Source organism: Limnohabitans sp. (assembly GCF_046052825.1).
Classification (GTDB): domain Bacteria; phylum Pseudomonadota; class Gammaproteobacteria; order Burkholderiales; family Burkholderiaceae_C; genus Limnohabitans.
Genome location: NZ_JAVLFP010000036.1, coordinates 1 through 23,520, shown reverse-complemented (window position 1 = coordinate 23,520; position 23,520 = coordinate 1). Strand labels below are relative to the sequence as shown.

The window sequence follows — 23,520 nt, the reverse complement described above, 5'->3', positions numbered from 1 at the left end:
GGCAGCGTCAGATGTGTATAAGAGACAGGGAGAGTGTTCGGCGACAATTTACCCCAACTACGAGTCACAACCCACTGAAAGTTTGCCTGATGCAATTTGCCGACCGCCTCAACAATGTAGAAACCTCTGCCATTCGTGAGCTGTTCAAGCTCTTGGGCAAGCCCGGCATCATCAGTTTTGCCGGTGGGTTCCCAGACAGCGCCATGTTTGATGTAGAAGGCATTCGCGAAGCCAGCGCCCGCGCCTTGAGCGAAGAACCCGGCGCCGCTTTGCAATATGGCGCTACCGAGGGCTACAACCCCTTGCGCGAACAGTTGGTCCACTTCATGGCCAGCAAGGGCGTGACGGGTTTGTCACCCGAAGGCCTGATCGTGACCACGGGCAGCCAGCAGGGACTCGACTTGGTTGCCAAGACCTTGCTCAACCCCAGCGATGTGGCGTTGGTGGAGGGCCCTACGTTTTTGGCCACCATCCAGTGTTTTCGTTTGTATGGTCCGCAGGTGTTGGGTGTGCCCATTGATGCCGACGGTGTGCAAGTGGACAAACTCGAAGAGATGATCGTGCAGCACCGACCCAAGCTGGTGTATTTGATCCCCACGTTTGGCAACCCCAGCGGTGCCATGCTGAGTTTGGAGCGTCGTTTGCGCGTGCTCGAACTGGCCGTGAAATACCAAACCGTGGTGGTGGAAGATGACCCCTACGGCGACTTGTACTTCGGCGACGCGCCGCCGCCTTCGTTGCTGGCCTTGAGCGACCGCGTGCCGGGCAGCCGTGATTGGTTGGTGCACTGCGGCTCGCTGAGCAAAGTGCTGTCACCCGGCTTGCGTTTGGGCTGGATGATTGCCCCGCCCGAGTTGTTGGCACGCGCCACCATGTGCAAGCAGTTCAGCGATGCCCACACGTCCACCTTTGCGCAAGCCACGGCTGCGCAGTACCTCAAGGCAGGCCGCATGCCTGCCACGCTGGCCACGGTGCGTCGTGTCTATGGTGAGCGCGCGCATGCCATGGGCGAAGCGCTGCGCCGTGAGATGGGCGACGCCTTGACCTTCACCCAACCGCAGGGGGGCCTGTTTTTCTGGGCCAATCTCACCGGGGCAGGCGGTAAAGTGAAAGACGGCAACGAATTGGCCAAGCGTGCGATTGAAAAAGGCGTGGCCTTTGTGCCAGGCGCGCCGTTCTTTGCCAACGACCCAGACACCAGCGCCATTCGCTTGAGCTTTGCCACCGCCGATGTGGCCAAAATTCAAGAAGGCATCGCGCGGTTGGGAACGGCGCTGTGATTTAAGATGATTCGCACACGAGGGGACGCCATGGAACTTCACGAATTAACCCAACTCTCAACGCAAGATCGCCTACAGGCGATGGAGTTGCTATGGCAGTCGTTCTCAGAGCATCAAGGTGTTGATCTGATTCCAGCATGGCATCAGCAAGTGCTGAATGACCGAATGGCCCGCATGCAAGCTGGGGTTGAAAAAACAACGCCATGGCAGACCGCAAAAGACCGCCTGCGTGACCTGACCCGAGCTGCTACCTGAGCCTTGTTGGCAAAGAGGAGAAATCCTTTTGAATGGTTGCAACAGCATCAGCATCACAGATGCTGCGCAAGACGATTTATTGGCTGGCTTTGGGTTTTATCAGGCTCAGCTTGCGGGTTTGGGGCCTACTTTCTTGACAGCTTATCTGCAGACATTGACTCGCTCATCATTCATGCGGGTGTTCATGTTCACAGCAATGGTGTTTACCGTAGTCTTGCAAGCCGTTTCCCCTAAGCCATTTACTACCTTCTTCAAAGTGATCCGGTCACTGTGATCGCAGTTTTAGACACAAGACGTGACCCCGCTTGGACGCGTTCTAAACTTGCCACGCGCTAGGTATTAACTGTTGGCTTGCTTGCTCAAAACACCCATCACCGCCAGCCAACCGGCTTGGGCCTTCGGTCCTGCTTTGGTCAGTACCAATTGGCGTACGCGCCCGTCATGGGCGGGGGTGTAGTTGGCGATTGAGCGCGGTGTGGCGTTTATGCCGGGAGAGCCGTTCATACCTACACCCACGCAGGCCACAGGCGAGCTTCGTTTGAATTTCAGCCATGCCAACGAAGCACAAACCGAGGGTGGTTTGGCCGTGCTCGCAGAGCTGATTCAAGCCCAAGGCGTGGGTGTTTAACCCGTGTGTGCTTGGTAGGCTGCGGCGTCCATCAAGCTGTCGAGTTCGTGCGGAGCGCTCAACTGCACTTTGTAAAACCAGCCTGCGCCTTCCGGGTCGCTGTTGGCCAATGACGGGTCGGCGCGCAAGGCTTCGTTGACTTCCGTCACCGTGCCGCTGGCGGGCATGTGCACGTCAGCGGCCGCTTTGACCGACTCCACCACACCGGCGACGCTGCCTTGGGCAAAGGTTTTACCCACCTCTGCGAAGTCGACAAACACGATGTCTCCCAGGGTGTCTTGTGCGTGGGTGGTGATGCCGACTGTGGCCGAGCCGCCGTCGATGCGAACCCAGGTGTGTTCTTGGTGGTATTTGTGGGTCATAACAATCACATGCCGCTGTAGTTGGGGCCGCCACCGCCTTCGGGTGTGACCCAGACGATGTTTTGGGTGGGGTCTTTGATGTCGCAGGTTTTGCAGTGCACGCAGTTTTGTGCGTTGATTTGCAAGCGGTCCGAGTTGTCGTCGTTCTTGACGTATTCGTACACACCGGCTGGGCAGTAGCGGCTCTCGGGTCCTGCGTATTGCGCCAGGTTGATGGCCACGGGCACGGTGGCGTCTTTGAGCGTCAGGTGCGCGGGCTGGTTCTCTTCGTGGTTGGTGTTGCTGATGAACACCGAGCTCAGCCGGTCAAAGGTGAGCTTTCCATCGGGTTTGGGGTATTCGATCTGGGCGCACTCGTTGGCGGGCTTGAGGCTCAGGTGGTCTGGCTTGTGGCCATGCAGGGTCCACGGTGGCGTGTCGATGCCGATCTTGGGCAACAGCCACTGCTCAATGCCCGTCATCAGGGTGCCCACAGCCATCCCTTTTTTGAACCACAGTTTGAAGTTGCGGTACTTGTCCAACTCGCGGGCCAGCCAGCTGGCTTCAAAGGCCTGGGGGTAGGCGCTCAATTCGTCGCTGCTGCGGCCTGCGGCCACGGCTTCAAACGCGGCTTCACCGGCCAAGGCGCCGCTCTTGATGGCGGCATGGCTGCCCTTGATGCGAGCGGCATTGAGGTAGCCCGCATCGCAGCCGATCAATGCCCCACCGGGGAACACCGTTTTGGGCAAGGCCTGAGGCGTGCCGTTGTTGATGGCGCGTGCGCCATAGCCAATGCGTTTGCCGCCTTCCAAGTGGGCGCGAATTGCGGGATGGGTTTTCCAGCGCTGCATTTCTTCGAATGGGCTGAGCCAGGGGTTTTTGTAGTCGAGACCGAGCACGAAGCCCAGGGTGACCTTGTTCTCTTCCAAGTGGTACAGAAAGCCGCCGCCAAAGGTGTCGTCTTGCATGGGCCAGCCGGAGGTGTGCACCACCAAGCCAGGCTTGGCTTTGGCAGGGTCCACTTCCCACAGCTCTTTGATGCCGATGGCGTAGGTTTGCGCGTCACGCCCTTCGTTGAGTTTGTACTTGGCAATCACTTGCTTGCCCAAGTGGCCGCGTGCGCCTTCGGCAAACACGGTGTACTTGGCATGCAGTTCCATGCCGAGCTGGAAGTTGTCGGTGGGTTCACCGTCTTTGCCAAGACCTAAGTTGCCGGTGGCCACGCCTTTGACGGAAGCTACACCGCCGTGTGCGGCAGCATCGTCGTGGTAGAGCACTTCGGCAGCGGCAAAGCCTGGGAAGATTTCCACGCCAATCGACTCGGCGTGTGCCGCCATCCACTTCACCACATTGCTCAGTGACACCACATAGCAACCGTCGTTGTGGAAGTTGCGTGGCATCAACCAGTTTGGGGTGCGGGTGGCACCGGCTTCGGTCAGCATCAACAAATCGTCGCCTGTGACCTCTTGGTTCAAGGGGCAGCCTAGTTCTTTCCAATTGGGGATCAACTCGGTCAGGGCTTGGGGGTCCATCACCGCGCCCGACAAGATGTGCGCGCCGGGCTCTGAGCCTTTTTCAAGCACCACCACCGACACGTCTTTGCCGCTTTCGTTGGCCAGTTGTTTGATGCGAATGGCCGTGGCCAAACCGCCAGGCCCGCCACCGACCACGACCACGTCGTATTCCATGGCTTCACGCGGCCCGAACTGGGCGAGGATGTCTTGTGGGGTCATGTGGAGAGTCTCAAGCAGTTGTCAGAATTGCGACTGATTTTATGCGGTGTCATCGGGTGGCCTACATGCGTGCTTGTCATAATGAAACGACACAACAGCAGGAGGCATTCATGGCGTACAGCATTGATTTATCAGGTCGCGTGGCTTTGGTCACAGGCGCATCGAGCGGATTGGGCATGCAGTTTGCCAAAACACTCTCGCGCGCCGGTGCCGCCGTGGTGCTGGCCAGTCGACGGGTCGAAAAGCTCAAAGCCTTGCGGGCAGAGATTGAGGCCGAAGGTGGCGACGCCCATGTGGTGGCCTTGGATGTCACTGATTTAGACAGCATCAAGTCCGCCGTGGCGCATGCCGAGACCGAGGTGGGCAGCATCGACATCTTGGTCAACAACTCGGGCGTGAGCACCATGCAGCGCGTGCAAGACATCAGCGAAGAAGACTTTGACTTCATCTTTGATACCAACGTCAAAGGTTCTTTCTTTGTAGCGCAAGAGGTGGGCAAGCGCATGTTGGCGCGCGCGAAGGGGTCTGCACCGGGCAGCTACACCGGTGGGCGCATCATCAACATTGCTTCAGTCGGCGGCCTCAAAGTGTTGCCGCAGATCGGTGCCTATTGCATGAGCAAGGCCGCAGTGGTGCAAATGACCAAGGTGTTGGCGATGGAGTGGGGCCGTTTTGGCATCAATGTGAACGCCATTTGCCCAGGTTACATCGACACCGAGATCAACCACCACCATTGGGAAACCGAGCAAGGACAAAAGCTGATCAACATGTTTCCCCGCAAACGTGTGGGGCAGGTGCAAGACCTGGATGCCTTGCTGGTGATGTTGGCCAGCGCTGAAAGCAACTTCATCAATGGCGCGATCATGACGGCCGACGATGGGTTTTCTTTATGAAGTTTGACATTCCAGACCATAAAAAGTTGGTCCACCAAATGACGATCCCCATCCGATGGGGCGACATGGATGCCATGGGACACGTGAACAACACCACCTATTTCCGCTACCTAGAGACCATCCGCATCGATTGGTTTCATGCCATTGGCACAGGCCCCGATCCCACAGGTTGTGGCCCCGTGATCGTGAATGCGTTTTGCAACTTTTACAAACAGCTTGAATACCCCGGCGATGTGCTCATGAAGATGTACACCAGCGACCCCGGGCGTACCACCTTTGAGTCGTGGGCCACCATGGAGTTGGTGGATCAGCCTGGGGTGATTTATGCGGCGGGGGGTGCCACCACGATCTGGGTGGACTTTCCCAAGCAAAAAGCGATTGAGTTGCCCGACTGGGTGCGCACCATCGTCACGCCCTGAGCGCGGGTCTGCGCTTGGCTCAGCTGAGGGCGACCTACTTCTGTTTGGGTACCCGGCCCATCACATAGAACTCGGGGTTGGGCATCATGCTGCTGAAGCTGGCCATGCGGTTGCTCAGGCCAAAAAAGGCGGTGATGGCGGCAATGTCCCAAATGTCCTCGTCATCAAAGCCATGGGCGTGCAGGGCGGCAAAGTCGGCATCTTCTACCGTGTCGCTGTGCAAGCAGACCTTCATTGCAAAGTCGAGCATGGCGCGTTGGCGTGGTGTGATATCGGCCTTGCGGTAGTTGACGGCCACTTGGTCGGCCACCAATGGCTTCTTTTCATAAATGCGCAAGATGGCACCGTGGGCCACCACGCAGTACAGGCAGTTGTTGGCGGCGCTGGTGGTGGTGACGATCATCTCGCGGTCACCCTTGGTCAAATTGCTGTCGCGCCCCACCGTCTCGGGCAGCATCAGCGCATCGTGGTAGGCAAAGAACGCACGCCACTCGGCCGGGCGGCGTGCCAAGGCCAAAAACACATGGGGTACAAAGCCCGCTTTGTCTTGCACCTCCAAGATTTTGGTGCGAATGTCTTCGGGCAGGTCTGTGAGTTCAGGGTGGGGGTAGCGGGTTGTGCTTGTCATGTCCTGATTCCTTGTGTTGTTTCTCTGACTCGATTGTTACCCCACCAACAATTTATGCAGTAAGTCATTTCAGGCTTAGGGTGTTTGCACATGCTGGATGCAATTTTTAGCTGAGCAGCCTCGAACATCTATCTATCAAAATATTTGCGTGAAACACATGACTGACGCGTTGTCCTGTCGGTATCTTTTGATGCATCCATCAGGCATTTTGAGGAATGGCATGTATCCCATTTGATACAATCAAAAGGTGTTCATGTGAAAACTATTTACACAACCCCGCTATTTGACGCGTGGTACACCGCATTGCGTGATCGTAGGCTGGCTCGGCTGATTCAAGTTCGTGTCGATCGTGCTGAAGATGGAAATTTCGGAGATACCAAACCGGTAGGCGGTGGCGTCTCAGAGATGAGAATTCACTATGGCGCAGGCTATCGTGTGTATTTCATGCAGAGAGGCTTGGACGTTTTGATTTTGCTGGCTGGCGGTGACAAAACATCGCAAGACAAAGACATCAAAAGCGCATTGCGTTTGGCGCAAGAGATCAAGGAGAGTCATTCATGAACAAACCAAGCCTTCGTAAATGGGACAGTGTCGAACATCTCAAAACTGATGAGGACATAGCGCTTTACCTTGAAGCCAGTTTGCAAGAGGCTGGGGATGATGCGGCATTCATCGTCAAAGCGCTTGGAAATATTGCGCGGGCCAAGGGTATGTCACAACTGGCCAAAGACACCGGGCTTGGACGTGAAAGTCTCTATAAAGCCCTCTCTGGGGAAGGCAATCCAAGCTTTGCCACCATTCTCAAAGTGACGTCTGCACTTGGGATACAACTGCACGCCACCGCTCACTAACCCACCAACAACTTGTGCACCAAGTCTGCCGTGGTGGACGCTTTGTATTTGCGCATCAGCTTGGCGCGGTAAATCTCAACGGTGCGGTGGCTGATGGCCAGGGCTTTGCCAATTTCTTTGGAGGTCATGCCGTCCATCAAGAAGGCGGCCACTTCGCGCTCGCGGGCGGTCAACTCGGCGCGTACCGGGCGGTGGGCGCTCAGGTCTTCAAAACTCCAAATGCCCGCTTCGTGCGGGGCTTCGCGGTTGAGTGCGCGGCCGGTGACATGGCACCAAAAGGGCTCGCCTTTGAAGCGACCATCGATGCGCTTCATCACCCGGTCGTCGGCGTACAGGCCCTTGGCATTCAAGATGGGTTCAATGCGAGCCCCCGTGCGCTCGTACTCGTCGGCACTGGGGTAAAGCACCTGAAACGACTGGCCTATCAACTGCTCACGCGGGGCACCAAACATGTCGCACAGGCGCTGGTTGCAGTCCACCATGGTGCGGTTGCGTGACAGCACCAAGCCGATTGGGGCGAGGTCAAAGGCGAGTCGGTAATCGATCTTCATGGCGAGCGGGGGTCTGTGCTTACGGAAAACTACGTAGCGTCTTACGTAGTATCGTAGCGCCATCTTGTAGAACCTTTTGGAGCATCTCTTGAACAAAGTTTTTCCATCCGCTGAGGCGGCACTCCAGGACATCGTGGCCGACGGTCAGCTGATGGCCGTTGGTGGGTTTGGCCTGTGTGGCATTCCCGAAGCGCTGATTGACGCCTTGCGCGACTCCGGCGTGAAAGACCTGACGGTCATCTCAAACAACGCTGGGGTTGATGGCTTTGGTTTGGGCAAGTTGTTGGAAACACGCCAGATCAAAAAAATGATTTCCAGCTACGTGGGCGAGAACAAAGAGTTCGAGCGCCAGTATTTGGCGGGTGAGTTGGAGTTGGAGTTCACCCCCCAAGGCACCTTGGCTGAAAAGCTGCGTGCGGGCGGTGCGGGCATTCCAGCCTTCTTCACCAAAACCGGTGTGGGCACCTTGGTGGCCGAAGGCAAAGAGCTGCGCGAGTTCGATGGCGAAACCTATGTGATGGAGCGCTCGTTGGTGCCCGAGATTGCCTTGATCAAGGCCGATGTGGCCGACCGCTCAGGCAACCTGCGCTTCAACATGACGGCACGTAACTTCAACCCCGCAGCGGCTACCGCAGGCAAGATTTGTGTGGTGGAAGTCGAGCGCATTGTGGCCACGGGTGAGTTGGCTCCGGATGACATCCATTTGCCGGGCATCTATGTGCACCGCATCGTGCACAACCCAACCCCCGAAAAGCGCATTGAAAAACGCACTACCCGCGACCGCAAATAAGGAATTGACATGGCTTGGACTCAAGACGAAATGGCCGCACGTGCGGCAAGCGAACTGCAAGACGGTTTTTATGTGAACCTCGGCATTGGCATTCCAACGCTGGTGGCCAACCACGTGCCTGACCATGTGGAAGTCTGGCTGCAAAGCGAAAACGGCATGTTGGGCATTGGCCCTTTTCCCTACGACGATGAAGTCGACGCTGACTTGATCAACGCGGGCAAACAAACCGTGACCACCATCAAGGGCTCGGCGATTTTTGGCAGCGACCAATCGTTTGCCATGATCCGTGGCGGCAAGATCAACCTCTCCATCCTCGGCGCCATGCAGGTGAGCGAGAAGGGCGACTTGGCCAACTGGATGATCCCCGGCAAGATGATCAAGGGCATGGGCGGCGCGATGGACCTGGTGGCGGGCGTCAAGCGCGTGATCATTTTGATGGAACACGTGGCCAAGAAAAAAGATGGCACCGAAGACCTGAAGATTTTGCCCAGCTGCACCTTGCCTTTGACGGGCCTGGGTGTGGTCGACCGCATCATCACCGACCTGGCCATCATGGACGTGGTGCCCGAAGGCCTCAAGATTGTCGAGCTGGCGCCCGGCGTGACGCGTGAGTTTGTGCAAAGCAAAACTGGTGTGACGTTGATCTAACGACATCGTCATATGTTTCATGCAAAACGCCCGACATCGTCGGGCGTTTTGCTTTGGGGCTTGTGTTGGTTTGGCGATCAATCGGCCTTGATGTTGGCGGCCTTCACCACGGTGCCAAAACGTGCCAGGTCGCGCTTGATGTCGTCGCCAAATTTGTCGGCACTGCCCGGGGTGGCCGTGATGCCCATGCCGTTCAAGCGTTCACGTACCTCGGGGTCTTTCAACACCAGGTTCAATTCGGCGTTGAGTTTGTCCACGATGGCTTTGGGCATCTTGGCCGGACCCAGCAAACCAACCCAAGAGTTGATGTCGAAATCGGCCACGCCGTTTTCAATGAAGGTAGGAACGTCGGGCAACGAGGTGGCGCGTTGCGCGCTGGACACCGCAATGGCTTGCAGCTTGCCAGACTTGACGTGCGGTATGGCGCCTGCAATGGCGGTGTAGACCAGTGGGATGTTGCCACCCAGCACATCGGTCATGGCTTGGCCGCCGCCTTTGTACGGAATGTGTACCAAGTTCGCGCCGGTGCGCATCTTCAGCAACTCCCCCGCAATGTGCGGTGTGCCACCGGTGCCCGATGTGCCGTAAGACAAACCGCCGGGCTGGCTCTTGGACAGGGCGATCACGTCTTTGAGGGTTTTGGCTTGAAAGCCAGGGGGGGACACCAAGATCAACACCGCATCGCCAATCTTGCCGATGGGGGCGAGATCTTTGACGGTGTCATAACCCACCTTGGCAAACACATGCGGATTGATCACCAAGGTGCCATCAAAACCCAACAACAAGGTGTAGCCATCGGGTTCTGCCGCCGTCACCATCTGCGTGCCAATGTTGCCCGAGGCGCCGGGTTTGTTGTCGACCACCACTTGTTGGCCCAGGCGTTTGGAGAGTTGCTCAGCAATCAGCCGACCGCTGGTGTCGGTCACGCCGCCCGGCGTGAACGGCACGATCAGGCGAATGGGTTTGGTCGGGTAGTTGCTTTGCGCATGACTGGCGGTGGCCATCAGCCCCAGGCAGGCGGCGGTCAGCGCGAGCAGACTGTCTTGAAACAGACGACGCGTCCAGGCGACGTGTGAGTCATATGGGGTGTGTCGCATGGCTTTTAATTTGTGCATGCAAAGATGATGGCACAAAGCAACAAGCCTCTAAGTACTCGCTTGTCCTTAGAGGCTTGTGGTGCAGTGCTGAATGTGGAGCGGGTGATGGGAATCGAACCCACGCTATTTGCTTGGGAAGCAAAAGTTCTACCATTGAACTACACCCGCATGGTGTGGATTCTAGCGGGGCCTACATCCTGACACTGTTGCAAAACCCTTGAGGCGATTGGCATTGGCGGGTGCTTGACTTTGTTTTTGTGTGGTTTGGCTTGTTCTGAAACTGGCTGATCGGTTACTGATGGGTGCTGATTGCTCTGATGGGCAAAAGCACTACCCTTGAAGTGAGTTGACATGAAAGTTAGGAAATTTTCATTTGTTCTAAAGCTAACTTACCTAAGATGCCATATGGATTAGCAATGGTTTCAGGCATCTCAAAATGGTTGTAATTTTGTCCAACAACATACTCAACAGGTTTCCCCATATCTTTTACTGCTTTAGCAAAGTCACGGCTTTGCCTTTGGAATTCAGGTGTTTCAAGACTTCCATGAGCAACAATGATTGGGGCATTTAAAAACTCAAGATGTCTTTGAGTACTCAGAGCATGTTCTAAGCTGTCAGTGAATTTGACATAAGAACTTCTTGCAGAGAGACGAACAGGCTTTAAGTCATACATTCCGCTACATAAAAGCCCACCCTTGATGATGTTCATAGGTAGACCATATTCTTTTTGCCAATTAGTAACCAAGGTAACCCCAGCAAGATGGGCGCCAGAAGAATGACCGGAAATATAAATTCTATTTGGGTCTCCATTAATGCTGGAAATATTTTTATAAACCCAAGCCACAGATCGCCGAACTTGTTCAATCATCGGCATTAACTCGCCACCAGATTCAAAAGCGTTGATGAAATCAGGAACAACAAAATGGGCGCCTGCATTCACAAATGTCTCAGCTTTGAAGCCAAAATTCTTGGCTAATCCGGAACGCCAAGCGCCACCGTGTATAAAAATATTTACGGGTGCTTTGGGTCGGTTGCATAGATAAACATCAAGCCCCTCAATTTGGGTTGGTCCATAGGCAAAACGTTTTGGATTACCAAGACGATTACGTGTTATGTCGCTATTGGATGCATACCTACTTTGAACCTGCCGAATATTTGGGGCATAAACACTCTGATCATAGGATGCGTCTAATTGCTCCTGATCCATATCAAGCCAAACTAATGGTCCTTTATTTTTGGACGGAGTTTGGCTCGATGGCTGGGTAAAAGCAGATGTGACAAGCCCGGTACCCATTGCCAAGAGAAGGTTTCGTTTTGAATTCATTTTGCCCCCAAGTTTTAAAAAATCATAAGGGGAAATAGTAAAAAAGCATAAACAGCACTGACACTATTTCTTCTCAAGTAGGTGTAAATTACACCTGATTTCAGATTCTACTTTCTTGCTTGTCTTAAATGCAACTGTTTGCTTTCTGGACGAAAATCCAAAGAAGTGCCTGGTAAACAAAATCCGAACCTCAAATTTTTCAAATGTCACTAAATACCTCCAATCAACAGGAGGTGCTAAATGATTACAACAGCCAAGAACAAAAACGAACTGATTGCAGGTCTAAAACAACAAAAGGACTTTGCGGTCCTTGCCACCCACACAGGACCAGCAGTTACAGTAGCCAAAGAGGTTGCCAAGTATGGCTCTAGAGTTGTTTCTGTCACCATCATTGAAACAAAGTGAGGGACCACTGGCAAAGATGACCAATTTGTTCAAAATCCACTACCAGTCAGCCAGTGATAGGGCTGGAACATCTGCTGTTGATGCGATGGTCACGGCCTAGGTTCATACCTGTTTAAGCAAACGAAGTAGGTTTAATGACGTACCAAAGTCATTGGTGTGGAGTTGACTGTCGTGGTTCAGACACTGCGGCAATCCAAGCTGGTGGTGGACTGGGTGGTGCCAATCCTGCACCTGTCTGAGTGGTTCTGATGGAACTCTGAAACTCAAGTCACTGAAGTCATCCAGTGAGGACCACGACTCGTTTCTAGGCCGTTGGGAAGCAAAAGTTCTACCATTGAACTACACCCGCGTGAGCGCGATTGTAGCGATTCAGTGGGTGGCTACAGCGATGTCGGTTTGACTCAACAGCCATTCACGAAACGCACGCACCTTCTCTAAATTTTGTTCGATCGCGCGGTACGACAGGAAGTGTGTTTCTTGCAAGATGGGTTCAAACTCATCCGTGCCGACCACCAACAGATCCCCTCGGTTGATCTCGCGCTCTGCCAAGCGCGTGCTCTCCAAGGCCACGCCCATGCCATCGGCTGCCGCTGAGATGGACATGGCGGCTCGGTCAAAAGAGGGGCGGGGTCGGTTGGGCAGTACCAAGCCATTGAGGGCAAACCAGTTGGACCACTTGACGCGGTTCAGCTGCGATTCAATCAACACCAACTCGGGCAGTTGCTGGCGCGCTGTGCGCCCGGGCGAAAGCAAGGATGGGGCACACAGGGGCACAATTTTTTCTTGCCCCAAAGCGTGCGACACCACACCTTTGCGCGCTGGGGGCTCGTTGTACGAAATCACCACATCCAGTTCTTTGGTACGCGTCAAGTCAATTTGCTCGGCCCCTGAGGTCAAACGAAGCGTGATGTCCGGGTAGGTTTTGACAAACTCGGGCAGTCGAGGGCCCAACCATTTCACCGCGAAGCTGGCGGCACAGTAGATGGCCAAAATTTGCTCCTGCGGCGCGAGCCGCACCTCGTCGCAAGCGGTCTCAATGGTTTCAAACACGCGGCTCAAGCTCTCTAGCAAGCGTCGGCCCTCTGAGGTGAGTTCAACCCGGCGGTTTTGCCGCACAAACAGTTTGCGCCCAAAGTAAGTTTCCAATTCGCGTATCTGATGGCTGACCGCCGAGGGGGTGATGCACAGCTCGTCGCTGGCCAGACTGAAGCTCTCGCTGCGGGCGGCAGCTTCAAAGGCATGCAGCAAAGAAAATTTGGGGATACGGCGCATCACTGCATTTTAGATGAGCTGTGCTCATGTTTTTGTGAGAAATCATCGCTTGTCAATCATGCATTGAGGCGTCACCATTCGCAGCTTCTTTCTTTCTGTGTTCAAGGAAAACCATGTCTGCTGTGCTTGCTGATCAAAAACAAACCTCTTACACGTCCCCGCCACTGAGTCTGGTCGACAAGCGGGTGTCGATTTACCAGCCCGAGCAAGAAGGTTTGATTTTTCCGCAAGTGCCTGAGTTCACATCGCATGCCCAAGCCCGACAGCACGGTAAAGAGCGTTTGGTGGCCGCGTGTCGTGCGTTTGCGTTAGAAGGTTTTGATTACGGGTTTGCCGGTCATCTGACCTTCCGCGATCCAGAGCGGCCCCACTTGTACTGGACCAACCCGATGGCGGTGCACTTCAGCCAAGTGAAGGTGTCCAACCTGATCTTGGCCGACCATGAAGGCCGTGTGGTGGAGGGCCAACATGCCATCAACCGCGCAGGTTTTGTGTTGCACGCGGCAGTGCACGAAGCACACCCCGAGATTGTGGCCATGTGCCACGCGCACACGGTCTACGGCACAGCCTTCGCTTCACTGGGTCGTCCGTTGGATCCGATTTCGCAAGATGCCGCCGCCTTCTTTGAAGACCATGTGGTCATCAGCGAAGAAGCGGGCCAAGTGGCCGTGGAGGTGAAGGGTGGGCACAAAGTGGCCAACGCCTTCAAGGGCGTGAAAGCCGCCATCCATCAAAACCACGGTTTGTTGACGGCCAGTCGCCACAGCATTGAGGCTGCGGCGTTTTGGTTCATTGCCTTGGAGCGTTGCTGCAAGCAGCAAATGGCGGTGGAAGCCACAGGCATCAAGCCGCGTTTGGTGTCTCCCGAGCGATCACGCTACAGCCGTGAACACGTGGGCAGCGAATACATTGGTTGGCTGCATTTCCAGCCGATCTGGGAACACCTGGTGGTGACCCAACCCGACATGCTCCAGTGATTGAAGAGACAAAAAGAGGCCTGATATGAAAAAAGAAGAGCAAATGGACAAAGCCAAGAGCGCCAGCGCGGCTTCGGCTCCAGTGAAAAAACTCATCCCTTATGGCGGCTATTACGCCAAGCAAACATTGGCCCACGACCCGGAGTTGACCGAGACGGGCCCCGGCACACCTGCGGGTGAGTATTTCCGCCGCTTTTGGCACCCGGTCTGCATGTCGATGGAGCTGACCGACACGCCACGCTTCTTGAAAATCTTGAACGAAGAGCTGGTGGCTTTCCGCGACAAGAGTGGCCAAGTGGGCGTGCTGCATGCACATTGCGTGCACCGGGGTGCGTCGCTGGAGTACGGCGCCATTCAAGAGCGCGGCATCATGTGCTGCTACCACGGCATGGTGTTTGACGTGGACGGCACCTGCTTGCATGTGCCTTACCCAAAGGGCGAAGAGAAAGAAGCCGAACGTTTTGCTTGCACCATCCGCCAAGGGGCTTACAAAGCCTTGGAGCGCAATGGCTTGGTGTTTGCCTACATGGGGCCACCTGAAGAAGAGCCTCCGTTCCCCGAGTGGGAGACAGACTTCACCGTGGCCCCCGGCGACGAACTGGTGCCCTACAGCAACTTCCAGCATTGCAACTGGTTGCAAGTGCAAGACAACGCAGCCGACAACTACCACACGGCTGCGCTGCACGCAGCGTCCAGCGTGGTGGGTGGGCATTTCCAGGGCACGACCTTCAACGAAGTGGGCGCGGCCTCGATGGAAGTTGCCCCCGACATGTTGTTTGTGCCAATTCACGAAGGCCGTGGACTGGCCTGTGCCGGTGCGCGCCGCTCGGACGACCAGCACATGTTTGTGCGGGTGCAACACCAGGTGTTGCCCAACCTGAGCCTGCATGCCTACACCTCAGAAGATGGCTTGAAGAAAAAACTCTTCAGCCGCTTCAACATCGTGCGTTGGACGGTGCCGGTGGACGATGTCAACAGCAAGATGATTGGCTGGCGCGTGTTGGGCCCCACGATTGACACACGCGGTGTGGGCGACAAAAACATGGTGGGCTTTGAGGCCATCGACTTTCTAGAAGGCCAGGTGGCCATGCGTCGCCCCGAGCGCTTTGGCAAGTACAAGCTGGAAGACATGCCACCGATTCCACCCAACCACCGAGAGCGCGCCAATTACAAAGACGCCCAATACGCACCAGGCGATTACGAGGCCATCATCAGCCAGCGTCCCATCGCTGTGCATGCCTTGGAGAACCCGACCAAGTTTGATGCGGGCTTGTACATGTTCCGCAAGCTGTTGCGTGACGCCATCCGTGGCAGCAACCCCGGTGCCAGCGCCGAGCGTTTTGCCCAATGGCTCAAAGACAGCAACGGCGCGCCCAACAGCTTCTGCTCGGGCAACGTGTTCCACTTGCCGCTGGCCAAGACGGTGGAAGACGAAGTGGCGCAACGCCGCATGCTGTCTAAGCAGGTGATTGCCATCTTGAACGAAAGCGACAAAATGTCTGGCCCGGCCCGCACCGAGTTTGTGAAAACCCGATTCGAAGAGTTGGAGCAAACCGTGAAGAAGGCCTACCACGCGTGACCATGGCCGATTCAGCGAACCCTCCCACCCTAGACCTTCAAATCAAGCAAATTCGATGGGAAGCGACCGACATCTTTGCGTTTGAGCTGGTCCACCCGCAGGGCCAGGCGCTGCCAGCGTTCAGCGCTGGGGCGCACATCGATGTGCACCTAGGCGATGGCTTGATTCGCCAATACAGCCTCAGCAACGACCCGCAAGAAACACACCGCTACGTGATTGGCGTGTTGCGCGACGAGGCAGGGCGTGGTGGTTCGCGCAGCTTCACGGGCAATGCCCGTGTGGGGCAGTTGCTCAAAGTCAGTCCACCGCGAAATAACTTTGCCTTGGCGGCCAACGCACAGCGCACGGTGTTGTTGGCAGGCGGCATTGGCATCACGCCCTTGAAGGCGATGGCGCATGCCTTGTCGCAGGCAGGGGCTTCATTTGCTTTGCACTATTGCGTGCGCAGCGATGACCGCATTGCGTTCAAGGACGAATTGAAAGCTCTGGCGGTTACGCAGTGTCATGTGGACGCAGGCGACCCCAGCCAAGGGCTCAACATCGCCGCCTTGCTGCAAACGCCGCAAGAGGGCACGCATGTGTATTTTTGTGGCCCACCCGGATTCATGAAAGCCTGCAAGGCTGCCACCGCGCATTGGCCTGCGGCGCAGGTTCATTCAGAGCACTTTCAAGCACCTGTGGCGGATGCGTCAGCAAGTCCCACTCCAGCTACGGGTGACGGCAGTTTTGTGGCGCAAATTGCCAGCACAGGCCAAACGATTGTGGTGGCCGCTCACCAGTCCTTGGTGGACGCCTTGGCCGGTGAGGGGATTGACATTGCCACTTCCTGCATTTCCGGTTTGTGCGGCACTTGCAAGGTAGGTTACCTGTCGGGTGACGTCGAGCACAACGACCACATCTTGGGTGCCGACGAGCAAAGCCAGTGCTTGACCGCCTGTGTTTCGCGCGCCCGGTCCGGGGTTTTGGTGCTGGACCTGTGAATTCCAGCCTTCGCAACCATTTGAAAGAGTGAGTCCATGTCATTGATTCAGCAACTCAAGGCCCGTGCCGCCGCCCACAAGCCAGTGCGCGTGGCCATCATTGGCGCAGGCAAATTCGGTTCCATGTATTTGTCGCAAGTGCCGCGCACCCCCGGCATTCACCTGGTCGCGGTGATCGACTTGTCGCCCGACCGTGCCAAAGCATCTTTGGCCCGCGTGGGTTGGTCAGAGGACCAATACAGCGCCAAGTCCTTGGTTGAAGCCAGCAAGACGGGTGCCACCTTCATCACCGATGACGCGCAGGCTGTGATTGCCAGCGACCACATCGACATGGTGATCGATTCCACGGGCAGCCCCGCTGCGGGTGTGCACCACGCGCTCTTGTGCTGTGAGCACCGCAAACACATCATCATGGTCAACGTCGAGGCCGATGTGTTGGCCGGCCCTTTGCTCGCGCGTCGGGCCGCGCAGGCCGGCATCATTTACTCCATGGCCTCGGGCGACCAACCTGCGTTGATTGCTGAGTTGGTCGACTGGGCGCGCACCATTGGTCTGGAGGTGGTGTGTGCGGGCAAGGGCACCAAGTATTTGCCCATCTACCACCAGTCCACGCCCGAGACGGTGTGGGGGCACTATGGCTTCAGCGAAGCACAGGTGGCCGGCGGCGACTTCAATGCCCAGATGTTCAACTCGTTTCTGGACGGCACCAAGTCAGCCTTGGAAATGGCGGCAGTGGCCAATGGTTGCGACTTGTTGCCACCCCCTGACGGCTTGCTTTTTCCGCCCTGTGGTGTGGACGACTTGCCGCACATCTTGCGGCCTGCCAGCGAAGGCGGCATCTTGGCCCAAAAAGGCACGGTCGAAGTGGTGTCCTCCATTGAGCGTGACGGTCGCCCGGTATTTCGCGATTTGCGCTGGGGCGTGTACGCTGTGTTCGAGGCACCCAGCCCCTACGTGATGGACTGCTTTGCTCAATACGGCTTGAAAACCGACAGCACAGGCCGCTATGCCGCCATGTACAAGCCCTACCACCTGATTGGTTTGGAGTTGGGCATTTCGGTGGCCAGCATCGCCCTGCGTGGCGAAGCCACAGGTGCAACGGGCGATTGGCGAGGCGACGTGGTGGCCACAGCCAAGCGGGCCCTCAAAGCGGGTGAGACCTTGGATGGCGAAGGTGGCTTCACCGTCTACGGCAAGGTCATCCCGGCGGCAGACTCTTTGCGCTTAGGCGGCTTGCCCATCGGCTTGGCGCACCACATGGTGCTCAAGCGTGATATCGCGGCCGGGCAGGTGGTGTCTTGGCGTGATGTGGACTTTGATGCCAGCCGGCAAGTGGTTCAAGTGCGCCGTGACATGGAAGACCTGTTTCGCCGCGAGTGGGGCATGGTCTGAAAATTGGCCGACACATAAAAAAAGAGATCGCGTGTCTTGCGATCTCTTTTGGATGGTGGACTTGGCTCAGGCGGTTTGAGTCAAAGCTTGGTGCATCACCTGGCTGATGTCTTCAAAGTAATCGTGTGCAACCTGGGTTGGAACCAAATACTTGGTGCGGCGGTTCTTGCCTTCGAACACGGTGTCGACCATGCCCAATTCACGCAACTGGTCGAGTTTGCGGTGGATCGTGGCGGGTGACGCGATGGTGTTGAGCGCCATCGCATCCGTCACCGTGAGGGGCTTTTGTTCGGCGAACCGAACGGCAATCACCTCAAGCAATTTTTTGGCGTCCAAATCCATTGCAGGGGTCTTTTGACTCCCCTCAAGCGCATGGACAAGGTTCAAAAACCGCAAATAGATATGTTTCGTGGGCATGACGGAATTGTCGAAATTGACAAAAAAATAACTTCTATCAGTATACGGAGGAAATCGCTTCGAACGCTTGTTGCCTTCAAATGAATAACAAGTTTACAAACGATCCTGATCGTGCTTATTTCAATATATCTCCCAAGCACAGGTACTTGATTTCCAGATACTCGTCCATGCCATGGTGCGAGCCTTCGCGTCCCAGTCCTGATTGTTTGACGCCCCCAAAGGGCACGTGCTCGGTGGCAATGATCCCTACGTTGATGCCCACCATACCGTATTCCAGCGCTTCGCTGACGCGGAAAATGCGGCCCACATCGCGGCTGTAAAAGTAGCTCGCCAAACCAAACTCGGTGTGGTTGGCGGCATCGATCGCGTCTTGCTCGTGGGTGAAACGAAACACCGGGGCAAAGGGACCAAAGGTCTCTTCGCGGGCGCACAACATGTCGGCACGGGCCTCGGCGATCACCGTGGGTTGGAAGAACTGGCCCTCCAACTTGTGGCCGCCCGTCAGCAGCTTGCCGCCTTTGCTGAGCGCGTCTTGCACATGGCGCTCGACTTTTTCAAGCGCTGCGGGCTCAATCAGTGGGCCTTGGGCCACGCCGTCTTCAAAACCATTGCCCACCTTGAGCGCTTTGACTTTGTGGGCAAACTTTTGCACAAACTCGTCGTACACCGCGTCTTGCACATAGATGCGGTTGGCGCACACGCAGGTTTGCCCTGCGTTGCGGTATTTGCTGGCCATGGCGCCGTCCACGGCGCTGTCGATGTCGGCGTCGTCAAACACGATGAAGGGGGCGTTGCCGCCCAGCTCCAGCGCGAGTTTTTTGATGCTGGGCGCAGATTGCGCCATCAAGATGCGGCCCACCTCGGTGGAGCCTGTGAAGCTGATGTGGCGCACCACATCGCTGGCACAGAACACCTTGCCCACGGCCACGCTGTTGTCGCTGTCGGCGGTGAGCACATTGAGCACACCCGCTGGGATGCCTGCACGCAGGGCCAGTTCAGCCGCGGCCAGGGCGGTGAGGGGCGTGAGCTCAGCGGGCTTGATGACCACCGGGCAACCTGCGGCCAGCGCCGGTGCCACTTTGCGGGTGATCATGGCAAGTGGAAAGTTCCAGGGCGTGATGGCGGCGCACACACCGATGGGTTGGCGCAGCACCATCAGGCGGCGGTTGTTGTCGAACTGGGGCAGGGTTTCGCCGTTGACGCGTTTGGCTTCTTCGGCATACCACTCCACAAAGCTGGCGCCGTACACCACCTCGCCTTTGGCCTCGGCAAAGGGTTTGCCTTGCTCGGCGGTCATCAGGCGGCCCAAGTCGTCCACGTTGGCCATTAGCAAATCAAACCATTTGCGCAGGATGATGCTGCGCTCTTTGCCGGTTTTGTTGCGCCAGGCGGGCCATGCGGTGTTGGCTGCAGCAATCGCCGCTTCGGCCTCCACCACCCCGAGGTTGGCCACATCGGCCAGTTTGGCGCCCGTGGCCGGGTCGTGCACGTCAAAGCGGCTGTTGCCTTGGACCCATTGGCCGTTGATCAGGGCATCGGTTTTGAGCAAGCTGGGGTCGTTGAGCAAAGCGAGTGGGGTGTTCATCATGGGGTGTCTCCGGTCAATGCCGCAAGCATACCTTTGCTGGCTTCAAGCCAGACTCGGCGGTGAGACTTGGGGCCGATGTTTGCGAAGTGGCCAAACCTATAATTTGAGGATGACTACCCCCCAATTCACCGTCGCGGACATTCGCAAAACCTTTCTGGACTTTTTCGCCTCCAAAGGCCACACCGTGGTGGCTTCCAGCCCCTTGGTGCCCGGCAATGACCCCACCTTGATGTTCACCAACTCGGGCATGGTGCAGTTCAAAGACGTGTTTTTGGGCACTGACAAACGCTCGTACGTGCGTGCCGCTTCGGTGCAGGCATGCTTGCGGGCCGGTGGCAAACACAACGACCTGGAGAACGTGGGTTACACCGCACGTCACCACACCTTCTTTGAAATGCTGGGCAACTGGAGCTTTGGCGACTACTTCAAGCGTGAGTCGCTCCATTGGGCGTGGGAGTTGCTGACCGAGGTCTACAAGTTGCCCGCAGACCGTTTGCTGGCCACCGTGTACCAAGAAGACGATGAGGCCTATGACATTTGGACCAAAGAAATTGGCCTGCCGCCCGAGCGTGTGATCCGCATTGGCGACAACAAGGGCGGGCGCTACAAGAGCGACAACTTCTGGATGATGGCCGACACCGGACCATGCGGCCCGTGCTCAGAAATCTTCTATGACCACGGCGACCACATCCCCGGTGGCCCACCCGGCAGCCCCGACGAAGACGGCGACCGCTTCATCGAGATCTGGAACAACGTGTTCATGCAGTTCAACATGGCCGAAGACGGCACGGTCACCCGCTTGCCTGCCCCGTGCGTGGACACCGGCATGGGCTTGGAGCGCTTGGCAGCCATCTTGCAGCACGTGCACAGCAACTACGAAATCGACATCTTTGACGCGCTCATCAAAGCCGCCTCACGCGAGACGGGCTGCCAAGACCTGGGCCACAAGAGCTTGCGCGTGATTGCCGACCACATCCGTGCCACCGCCTTCTTGGTGAGCGACGGCGTGGTGCCCAGCAACGAAGGGCGTGGCTATGTGCAGCGCCGAATCATCCGCCGGGCCATTCGCCACGGGTATTTGCTGGGTCAGAAAAAACCGTTCTTCCACAAGCTCGTGCCTGACCTCGTCCAGCTCATGGGCGCGGCTTACCCCAACATGGCCTCGCAAGCCGAGCGCATCACCGACGTGTTGCGTGTGGAAGAAGAGCGCTTCTTTGAGACGCTTGAAATTGGCATGCAAATTTTGGATGCAGCCCTGGACGGTGGCGTTCAAGAGTTGCCCGGAGAAGTGGCTTTCAAGTTGCACGACACCTATGGTTTTCCGCTCGACTTGTCGGCTGACGTCTGCCGCGAGCGCGGTCTGAGCGTGGACGAAGCCGGCTTTCACGCCGCGATGGCAAAGCAAAAGAACCAGGCCCGTGCCGCAGGCAAGTTCAAGATGGACAAGGCTTTGGACTACACCGGCGCAGGCAACACCTTTGTGGGCTACGACGAACTCCAAGCCACGGCGCAAGTGGTGGCGGTGTACCTGGACGGCACCTCGGTGGCCGAACTCAAGCACGGCCAAAGCGGTGTGGTGGTGTTGAACACCACCCCGTTCTACGCCGAGAGCGGCGGCCAGGTGGGTGACGAAGGTGTGTTGGTGAGCGGCTCAGCCCAGTTCGCGGTGGCCGACACCCAAAAAATCAAAGCCGATGTGTTTGGCCACCACGGCACCCTGACCCAAGGCACCTTGGCCGTGGGCGACCATGTGGAGGCCCAGGTGAACACCGCAGCCCGCGCCGCCACGGTGCGCAACCACTCGGCCACGCACTTGATGCACAAGGCCTTGCGCGAAGTGCTGGGCGACCACGTGCAGCAAAAAGGCAGCTTGGTGAATGCCGAACGCACGCGCTTTGACTTTGCCCACAACGCGCCCGTGACGGACGCCCAAGTGCGCGAAATCGAAGCCCGCGTGAACGCCGAAATCTTGGCCAATGCCGCTGCACTTGCGCGTGTGATGGACATTGAGTCCGCCCAAAAAACCGGCGCCATGATGTTGTTTGGCGAGAAGTACGGCGAGACCGTGCGCGTGCTCGACATCGGCTCCAGCCGCGAGCTGTGCGGGGGCACCCACGTCAAAGCCACGGGCGACATTGGTTTGTTCAAGGTGGTGGGCGAGAGCGGTGTGGCCGCTGGTGTGCGCCGCATCGAAGCGGTGACGGGCCAAAACGCCTTGCACTATTTGCAAACGCTGGAAGACACCGTGGCCCATGCCGCTGGGGCGTTCAAGGCACCCACGGCGGAACTCAACAGCCGCATTGCTCAGGTGCTGGACCAAGTCAAGGGGTTGGAGAAAGAACTGTCGGCCCTCAAAGGCAAGTTGGCATCGTTCCAAGGCGACGAGTTGATGACCCAAGCGGTGGACGTCAAAGGCGTCAAGGTGTTGGCCACCAAGCTGGATGGGGCCGATGCCAAAACCTTGCGTGACACCGTGGACAAGCTCAAAGACAAGCTCAAAACCGCGGCCATCGTCTTGGCCTCGGTCGATGGCGAGAAAGTGCACCTCAGCGCGGGTGTCACCGCCGACAGCATGGGCCGCGTCAAGGCCGGTGAGCTGGTGAACTTTGTGGCCCAGCAAGTGGGTGGCAAGGGCGGCGGCAAGCCCGACATGGCCATGGCCGGTGGCACCCAGCCCGCAGGTGTGGACAAGGCCTTGGCCAGCGTGCAGGCCTGGGTGGCCGAACGCCTTTGATGGGGGACTTGATGCGCTGGCTTCCAGCGGTGCTGCTGGCTTTGTGCTTTCAGCCCGCGCTGGCGCAGTTTGACAAGTCGGCCTGGCCGACGAACACCCCAACACCCCTGCTGGAAGCGGTGGACATGCAAGGCAAGGTCTGGTCCAAAGCCGAGTTGCTGGGCCACACGGTGGTGTTGAATTTTTGGGCCACCTGGTGTGCGCCATGCAAAGAAGAGTTGCCCACTTTGCAAACCTTGCACGACATCAGCGACAGCAGTACCTTGGTGCTGAGCGTGAATGTGCGCGAGCCTGCGTTGCGCGTGGCGCGTTACGTTCAAGCCACGGGGCTGACTTTTCCGGTCATGCTCGATTCCAAGGGCGAGCTGGCCAAGCGCTGGGGTGTGACGGTGTTTCCCACCACGGTGCTGATCGCGCCCGATGGCCAAGCCCGCTGGCGTGTGATGGGCGATGTGGACTGGAGCGGGCGTGACGCGCAGACTTGGCTGACCCAGTTGGCGCAAGTGCCTCGCCTTCAGGCACCTGCCTCGGCCCCCAAGCGATAATCCACCCGCTCTTGCGCGGTTGTGCAGAGCGACCTGCCTTCGGGGCATTGGTGCAACACTGTTTGCGCCTCGTGTGTGCCGACAGGTCTTCATCCTATTTCGGAGATCTCTTCATGACCCCCGTGCGTCGTTCCCTTCTCAAGGGGGCCGCTGCGTTGGCCACCCTTGCCGGTGTGCCCAGCTTTGTGCGTGC

26 protein-coding genes and 1 tRNA gene are annotated in these 23,520 nt (G+C 57.1%); 16 read left to right on the top strand and 11 right to left on the bottom strand.

Annotation, left to right across the window (positions count from 1 at the left end; genetic code table 11):
- Nucleotides 1-89 precede the first annotated feature (89 nt).
- The 3 genes from ACKWJN_RS05805 to ACKWJN_RS05795 are packed head-to-tail and all read left to right on the top strand — an operon-like array spanning nt 90 to nt 1,809.
- Entirely contained in the window at nt 90-1,280 is a 1,191-nt protein-coding gene (locus tag ACKWJN_RS05805) for a PLP-dependent aminotransferase family protein (RefSeq protein WP_408595376.1), read from the top strand.
- Between the two features lie 30 nt (nt 1,281-1,310).
- Complete coding sequence (locus tag ACKWJN_RS05800) at nt 1,311-1,535, top strand: addiction module protein (protein ID WP_408595374.1); 225 nt, start codon at nt 1,311-1,313, stop codon at nt 1,533-1,535.
- Between the two features lie 28 nt (nt 1,536-1,563).
- Nucleotides 1,564-1,809, top strand: a complete 246-nt coding sequence (locus ACKWJN_RS05795; RefSeq protein ID WP_408595372.1) for a hypothetical protein — start codon at nt 1,564-1,566, stop codon at nt 1,807-1,809.
- Between the two features lie 65 nt (nt 1,810-1,874).
- Here the strand turns inward: ACKWJN_RS05795 and ACKWJN_RS05790 are convergent, their stop codons facing one another.
- The 3 genes from ACKWJN_RS05790 to ACKWJN_RS05780 all read right to left on the bottom strand — a co-directional run bounded on the left by ACKWJN_RS05790 (nt 1,875) and on the right by ACKWJN_RS05780 (nt 4,237).
- A complete protein-coding gene (locus ACKWJN_RS05790; RefSeq protein ID WP_408595370.1) occupies nt 1,875-2,039 on the bottom strand; it encodes a hypothetical protein in 165 nt (54 codons plus the stop codon).
- A 120-nt stretch (nt 2,040-2,159) separates the two neighbouring features.
- Nucleotides 2,160-2,525, bottom strand: coding sequence for a glycine cleavage system protein GcvH (gcvH, locus tag ACKWJN_RS05785; RefSeq protein ID WP_408595368.1), 366 nt, complete (start codon nt 2,523-2,525; stop codon nt 2,160-2,162).
- Between the two features lie 5 nt (nt 2,526-2,530).
- Nucleotides 2,531-4,237, bottom strand: coding sequence for an electron transfer flavoprotein-ubiquinone oxidoreductase (locus tag ACKWJN_RS05780; protein WP_408595366.1), 1,707 nt, complete (start codon nt 4,235-4,237; stop codon nt 2,531-2,533).
- A 110-nt stretch (nt 4,238-4,347) separates the two neighbouring features.
- Between ACKWJN_RS05780 and ACKWJN_RS05775 the strand changes: the two genes are divergently transcribed.
- Both ACKWJN_RS05775 and ACKWJN_RS05770 read left to right on the top strand, forming a co-directional pair.
- Entirely contained in the window at nt 4,348-5,130 is a 783-nt protein-coding gene (locus tag ACKWJN_RS05775) for an SDR family oxidoreductase (protein ID WP_408595364.1), read from the top strand.
- Nucleotides 5,127-5,549, top strand: a complete 423-nt coding sequence (locus ACKWJN_RS05770; RefSeq protein WP_408595362.1) for an acyl-CoA thioesterase — start codon at nt 5,127-5,129, stop codon at nt 5,547-5,549. The genes ACKWJN_RS05775 and ACKWJN_RS05770 overlap by 4 nt, the downstream gene beginning before the upstream one ends.
- A gap of 34 nt (nt 5,550-5,583) precedes the next feature.
- Here the strand turns inward: ACKWJN_RS05770 and ACKWJN_RS05765 are convergent, their stop codons facing one another.
- A complete protein-coding gene (locus tag ACKWJN_RS05765) occupies nt 5,584-6,177 on the bottom strand; it encodes a peroxidase-related enzyme (protein WP_408595360.1) in 594 nt (197 codons plus the stop codon).
- Nucleotides 6,178-6,432: 255 nt separating this feature from the next.
- On the opposite strand from ACKWJN_RS05765, the gene ACKWJN_RS05760 reads away from it, so the two are divergent.
- Nucleotides 6,433-6,738, top strand: coding sequence for a type II toxin-antitoxin system RelE/ParE family toxin (locus ACKWJN_RS05760; protein WP_408595358.1), 306 nt, complete (start codon nt 6,433-6,435; stop codon nt 6,736-6,738).
- Nucleotides 6,735-7,028, top strand: a complete 294-nt coding sequence (locus ACKWJN_RS05755; protein WP_408595356.1) for an addiction module antidote protein — start codon at nt 6,735-6,737, stop codon at nt 7,026-7,028. Before ACKWJN_RS05760 ends, ACKWJN_RS05755 begins: the two co-directional genes overlap by 4 nt.
- Here the strand turns inward: ACKWJN_RS05755 and ACKWJN_RS05750 are convergent.
- On the bottom strand, nt 7,025-7,579 hold the full coding sequence (locus tag ACKWJN_RS05750; RefSeq protein ID WP_408595354.1) for a LuxR C-terminal-related transcriptional regulator: 555 nt from the start codon (nt 7,577-7,579) through the stop codon (nt 7,025-7,027). The genes ACKWJN_RS05755 and ACKWJN_RS05750 overlap by 4 nt on opposite strands.
- An 88-nt stretch (nt 7,580-7,667) precedes the next feature.
- On the opposite strand from ACKWJN_RS05750, the gene ACKWJN_RS05745 reads away from it, so the two are divergent.
- Nucleotides 7,668-8,369: a CoA transferase subunit A gene (locus tag ACKWJN_RS05745; protein WP_408595352.1), complete on the top strand. Its 702-nt coding sequence runs from the start codon at nt 7,668-7,670 to the stop codon at nt 8,367-8,369.
- A 9-nt stretch (nt 8,370-8,378) separates the two neighbouring features.
- On the top strand, nt 8,379-9,017 hold the full coding sequence (locus ACKWJN_RS05740; RefSeq protein ID WP_408595350.1) for a 3-oxoacid CoA-transferase subunit B: 639 nt from the start codon (nt 8,379-8,381) through the stop codon (nt 9,015-9,017).
- A gap of 77 nt (nt 9,018-9,094) precedes the next feature.
- On the opposite strand, the gene ACKWJN_RS05735 is transcribed toward ACKWJN_RS05740, so the two are convergent.
- The 3 genes from ACKWJN_RS05735 to ACKWJN_RS05725 form a co-directional block, all read right to left on the bottom strand.
- Nucleotides 9,095-10,021 (bottom strand): Bug family tripartite tricarboxylate transporter substrate binding protein, encoded by a 927-nt coding sequence (locus tag ACKWJN_RS05735; protein WP_408595378.1) that lies wholly within the window; start codon nt 10,019-10,021, stop codon nt 9,095-9,097.
- A gap of 187 nt (nt 10,022-10,208) precedes the next feature.
- Nucleotides 10,209-10,282, bottom strand: a tRNA-Gly gene (locus ACKWJN_RS05730).
- A 190-nt stretch (nt 10,283-10,472) separates the two neighbouring features.
- On the bottom strand, nt 10,473-11,438 hold the full coding sequence (locus tag ACKWJN_RS05725; protein ID WP_408595349.1) for an alpha/beta hydrolase: 966 nt from the start codon (nt 11,436-11,438) through the stop codon (nt 10,473-10,475).
- 240 nt (nt 11,439-11,678) lie between these two features.
- Here ACKWJN_RS05725 and ACKWJN_RS05720 point away from each other — a divergent pair, with 240 nt between their 5' ends.
- Nucleotides 11,679-11,843: a hypothetical protein gene (locus tag ACKWJN_RS05720; protein WP_408595347.1), complete on the top strand. Its 165-nt coding sequence runs from the start codon at nt 11,679-11,681 to the stop codon at nt 11,841-11,843.
- Nucleotides 11,844-12,212: 369 nt separating this feature from the next.
- Here ACKWJN_RS05720 and ACKWJN_RS05715 read toward each other — a convergent pair whose 3' ends face one another.
- Complete coding sequence (locus tag ACKWJN_RS05715; RefSeq protein WP_408595345.1) at nt 12,213-13,115, bottom strand: LysR substrate-binding domain-containing protein; 903 nt, start codon at nt 13,113-13,115, stop codon at nt 12,213-12,215.
- A 113-nt stretch (nt 13,116-13,228) separates the two neighbouring features.
- Between ACKWJN_RS05715 and ACKWJN_RS05710 the strand changes: the two genes are divergently transcribed.
- The 4 genes from ACKWJN_RS05710 to ACKWJN_RS05695 are packed head-to-tail and all read left to right on the top strand — an operon-like array spanning nt 13,229 to nt 18,043.
- Nucleotides 13,229-14,092 carry a class II aldolase/adducin family protein gene (locus ACKWJN_RS05710; protein WP_408595343.1) on the top strand — a complete coding sequence of 288 codons (864 nt, stop codon included), beginning with the start codon at nt 13,229-13,231 and terminating at the stop codon, nt 14,090-14,092.
- A gap of 25 nt (nt 14,093-14,117) precedes the next feature.
- Nucleotides 14,118-15,671 carry a Rieske 2Fe-2S domain-containing protein gene (locus ACKWJN_RS05705; protein ID WP_408595341.1) on the top strand — a complete coding sequence of 518 codons (1,554 nt, stop codon included), beginning with the start codon at nt 14,118-14,120 and terminating at the stop codon, nt 15,669-15,671.
- Between the two features lie 2 nt (nt 15,672-15,673).
- Nucleotides 15,674-16,651, top strand: coding sequence for a PDR/VanB family oxidoreductase (locus tag ACKWJN_RS05700; RefSeq protein ID WP_408595339.1), 978 nt, complete (start codon nt 15,674-15,676; stop codon nt 16,649-16,651).
- Nucleotides 16,652-16,687: 36 nt separating this feature from the next.
- Nucleotides 16,688-18,043, top strand: coding sequence for an NAD(P)H-dependent oxidoreductase (locus ACKWJN_RS05695; protein ID WP_408595337.1), 1,356 nt, complete (start codon nt 16,688-16,690; stop codon nt 18,041-18,043).
- A 66-nt stretch (nt 18,044-18,109) separates the two neighbouring features.
- On the opposite strand, the gene ACKWJN_RS05690 is transcribed toward ACKWJN_RS05695, so the two are convergent.
- Together ACKWJN_RS05690 and ACKWJN_RS05685 are read right to left on the bottom strand one after the other, a co-directional pair.
- The gene (locus ACKWJN_RS05690; RefSeq protein ID WP_408595335.1) at nt 18,110-18,460 is read right to left on the bottom strand and encodes a hypothetical protein; all 351 of its coding nucleotides are present in this window, start codon (nt 18,458-18,460) and stop codon (nt 18,110-18,112) included.
- 115 nt (nt 18,461-18,575) lie between these two features.
- Nucleotides 18,576-20,048: an NAD-dependent succinate-semialdehyde dehydrogenase gene (locus tag ACKWJN_RS05685; RefSeq protein ID WP_408595333.1), complete on the bottom strand. Its 1,473-nt coding sequence runs from the start codon at nt 20,046-20,048 to the stop codon at nt 18,576-18,578.
- A gap of 109 nt (nt 20,049-20,157) precedes the next feature.
- Here ACKWJN_RS05685 and alaS point away from each other — a divergent pair, with 109 nt between their 5' ends.
- Both alaS and ACKWJN_RS05675 read left to right on the top strand, forming a co-directional pair.
- On the top strand, nt 20,158-22,782 hold the full coding sequence (gene alaS, locus ACKWJN_RS05680) for an alanine--tRNA ligase (RefSeq protein WP_408595332.1): 2,625 nt from the start codon (nt 20,158-20,160) through the stop codon (nt 22,780-22,782).
- Nucleotides 22,783-22,793: 11 nt separating this feature from the next.
- Entirely contained in the window at nt 22,794-23,327 is a 534-nt protein-coding gene (locus ACKWJN_RS05675; protein ID WP_408595330.1) for a TlpA family protein disulfide reductase, read from the top strand.
- Nucleotides 23,328-23,520 lie beyond the last annotated feature (193 nt).

Bases quoted from the DNA above. Each gene is read 5' to 3' on its own strand.
- ACKWJN_RS05735 (WP_408595378.1), bottom strand. From the start codon at position 10,021: ATGGCCACCGCCAGTCATGCGCAAAGCAACTACCCGACCAAACCCATT.
- ACKWJN_RS05800 (WP_408595374.1), top strand. From the start codon at position 1,311: ATGGAACTTCACGAATTAACCCAACTCTCAACGCAAGATCGCCTACAG.
- gcvH (WP_408595368.1), bottom strand. From the start codon at position 2,525: ATGACCCACAAATACCACCAAGAACACACCTGGGTTCGCATCGACGGC.
- ACKWJN_RS05695 (WP_408595337.1), top strand. From the start codon at position 16,688: ATGTCATTGATTCAGCAACTCAAGGCCCGTGCCGCCGCCCACAAGCCA.
- ACKWJN_RS05700 (WP_408595339.1), top strand. From the start codon at position 15,674: ATGGCCGATTCAGCGAACCCTCCCACCCTAGACCTTCAAATCAAGCAA.
- ACKWJN_RS05705 (WP_408595341.1), top strand. From the start codon at position 14,118: ATGAAAAAAGAAGAGCAAATGGACAAAGCCAAGAGCGCCAGCGCGGCT.
- ACKWJN_RS05805 (WP_408595376.1), top strand. From the start codon at position 90: ATGCAATTTGCCGACCGCCTCAACAATGTAGAAACCTCTGCCATTCGT.
- ACKWJN_RS05790 (WP_408595370.1), bottom strand. From the start codon at position 2,039: ATGAACGGCTCTCCCGGCATAAACGCCACACCGCGCTCAATCGCCAAC.
- ACKWJN_RS05755 (WP_408595356.1), top strand. From the start codon at position 6,735: ATGAACAAACCAAGCCTTCGTAAATGGGACAGTGTCGAACATCTCAAA.
- ACKWJN_RS05750 (WP_408595354.1), bottom strand. From the start codon at position 7,579: ATGAAGATCGATTACCGACTCGCCTTTGACCTCGCCCCAATCGGCTTG.
- ACKWJN_RS05685 (WP_408595333.1), bottom strand. From the start codon at position 20,048: ATGATGAACACCCCACTCGCTTTGCTCAACGACCCCAGCTTGCTCAAA.
- ACKWJN_RS05720 (WP_408595347.1), top strand. From the start codon at position 11,679: ATGATTACAACAGCCAAGAACAAAAACGAACTGATTGCAGGTCTAAAA.
- ACKWJN_RS05770 (WP_408595362.1), top strand. From the start codon at position 5,127: ATGAAGTTTGACATTCCAGACCATAAAAAGTTGGTCCACCAAATGACG.
- ACKWJN_RS05725 (WP_408595349.1), bottom strand. From the start codon at position 11,438: ATGAATTCAAAACGAAACCTTCTCTTGGCAATGGGTACCGGGCTTGTC.
- alaS (WP_408595332.1), top strand. From the start codon at position 20,158: ATGACTACCCCCCAATTCACCGTCGCGGACATTCGCAAAACCTTTCTG.
- ACKWJN_RS05775 (WP_408595364.1), top strand. From the start codon at position 4,348: ATGGCGTACAGCATTGATTTATCAGGTCGCGTGGCTTTGGTCACAGGC.
- ACKWJN_RS05765 (WP_408595360.1), bottom strand. From the start codon at position 6,177: ATGACAAGCACAACCCGCTACCCCCACCCTGAACTCACAGACCTGCCC.
- ACKWJN_RS05690 (WP_408595335.1), bottom strand. From the start codon at position 18,460: ATGCCCACGAAACATATCTATTTGCGGTTTTTGAACCTTGTCCATGCG.
- ACKWJN_RS05740 (WP_408595350.1), top strand. From the start codon at position 8,379: ATGGCTTGGACTCAAGACGAAATGGCCGCACGTGCGGCAAGCGAACTG.
- ACKWJN_RS05780 (WP_408595366.1), bottom strand. From the start codon at position 4,237: ATGACCCCACAAGACATCCTCGCCCAGTTCGGGCCGCGTGAAGCCATG.
- ACKWJN_RS05715 (WP_408595345.1), bottom strand. From the start codon at position 13,115: ATGCGCCGTATCCCCAAATTTTCTTTGCTGCATGCCTTTGAAGCTGCC.
- ACKWJN_RS05710 (WP_408595343.1), top strand. From the start codon at position 13,229: ATGTCTGCTGTGCTTGCTGATCAAAAACAAACCTCTTACACGTCCCCG.
- ACKWJN_RS05675 (WP_408595330.1), top strand. From the start codon at position 22,794: ATGCGCTGGCTTCCAGCGGTGCTGCTGGCTTTGTGCTTTCAGCCCGCG.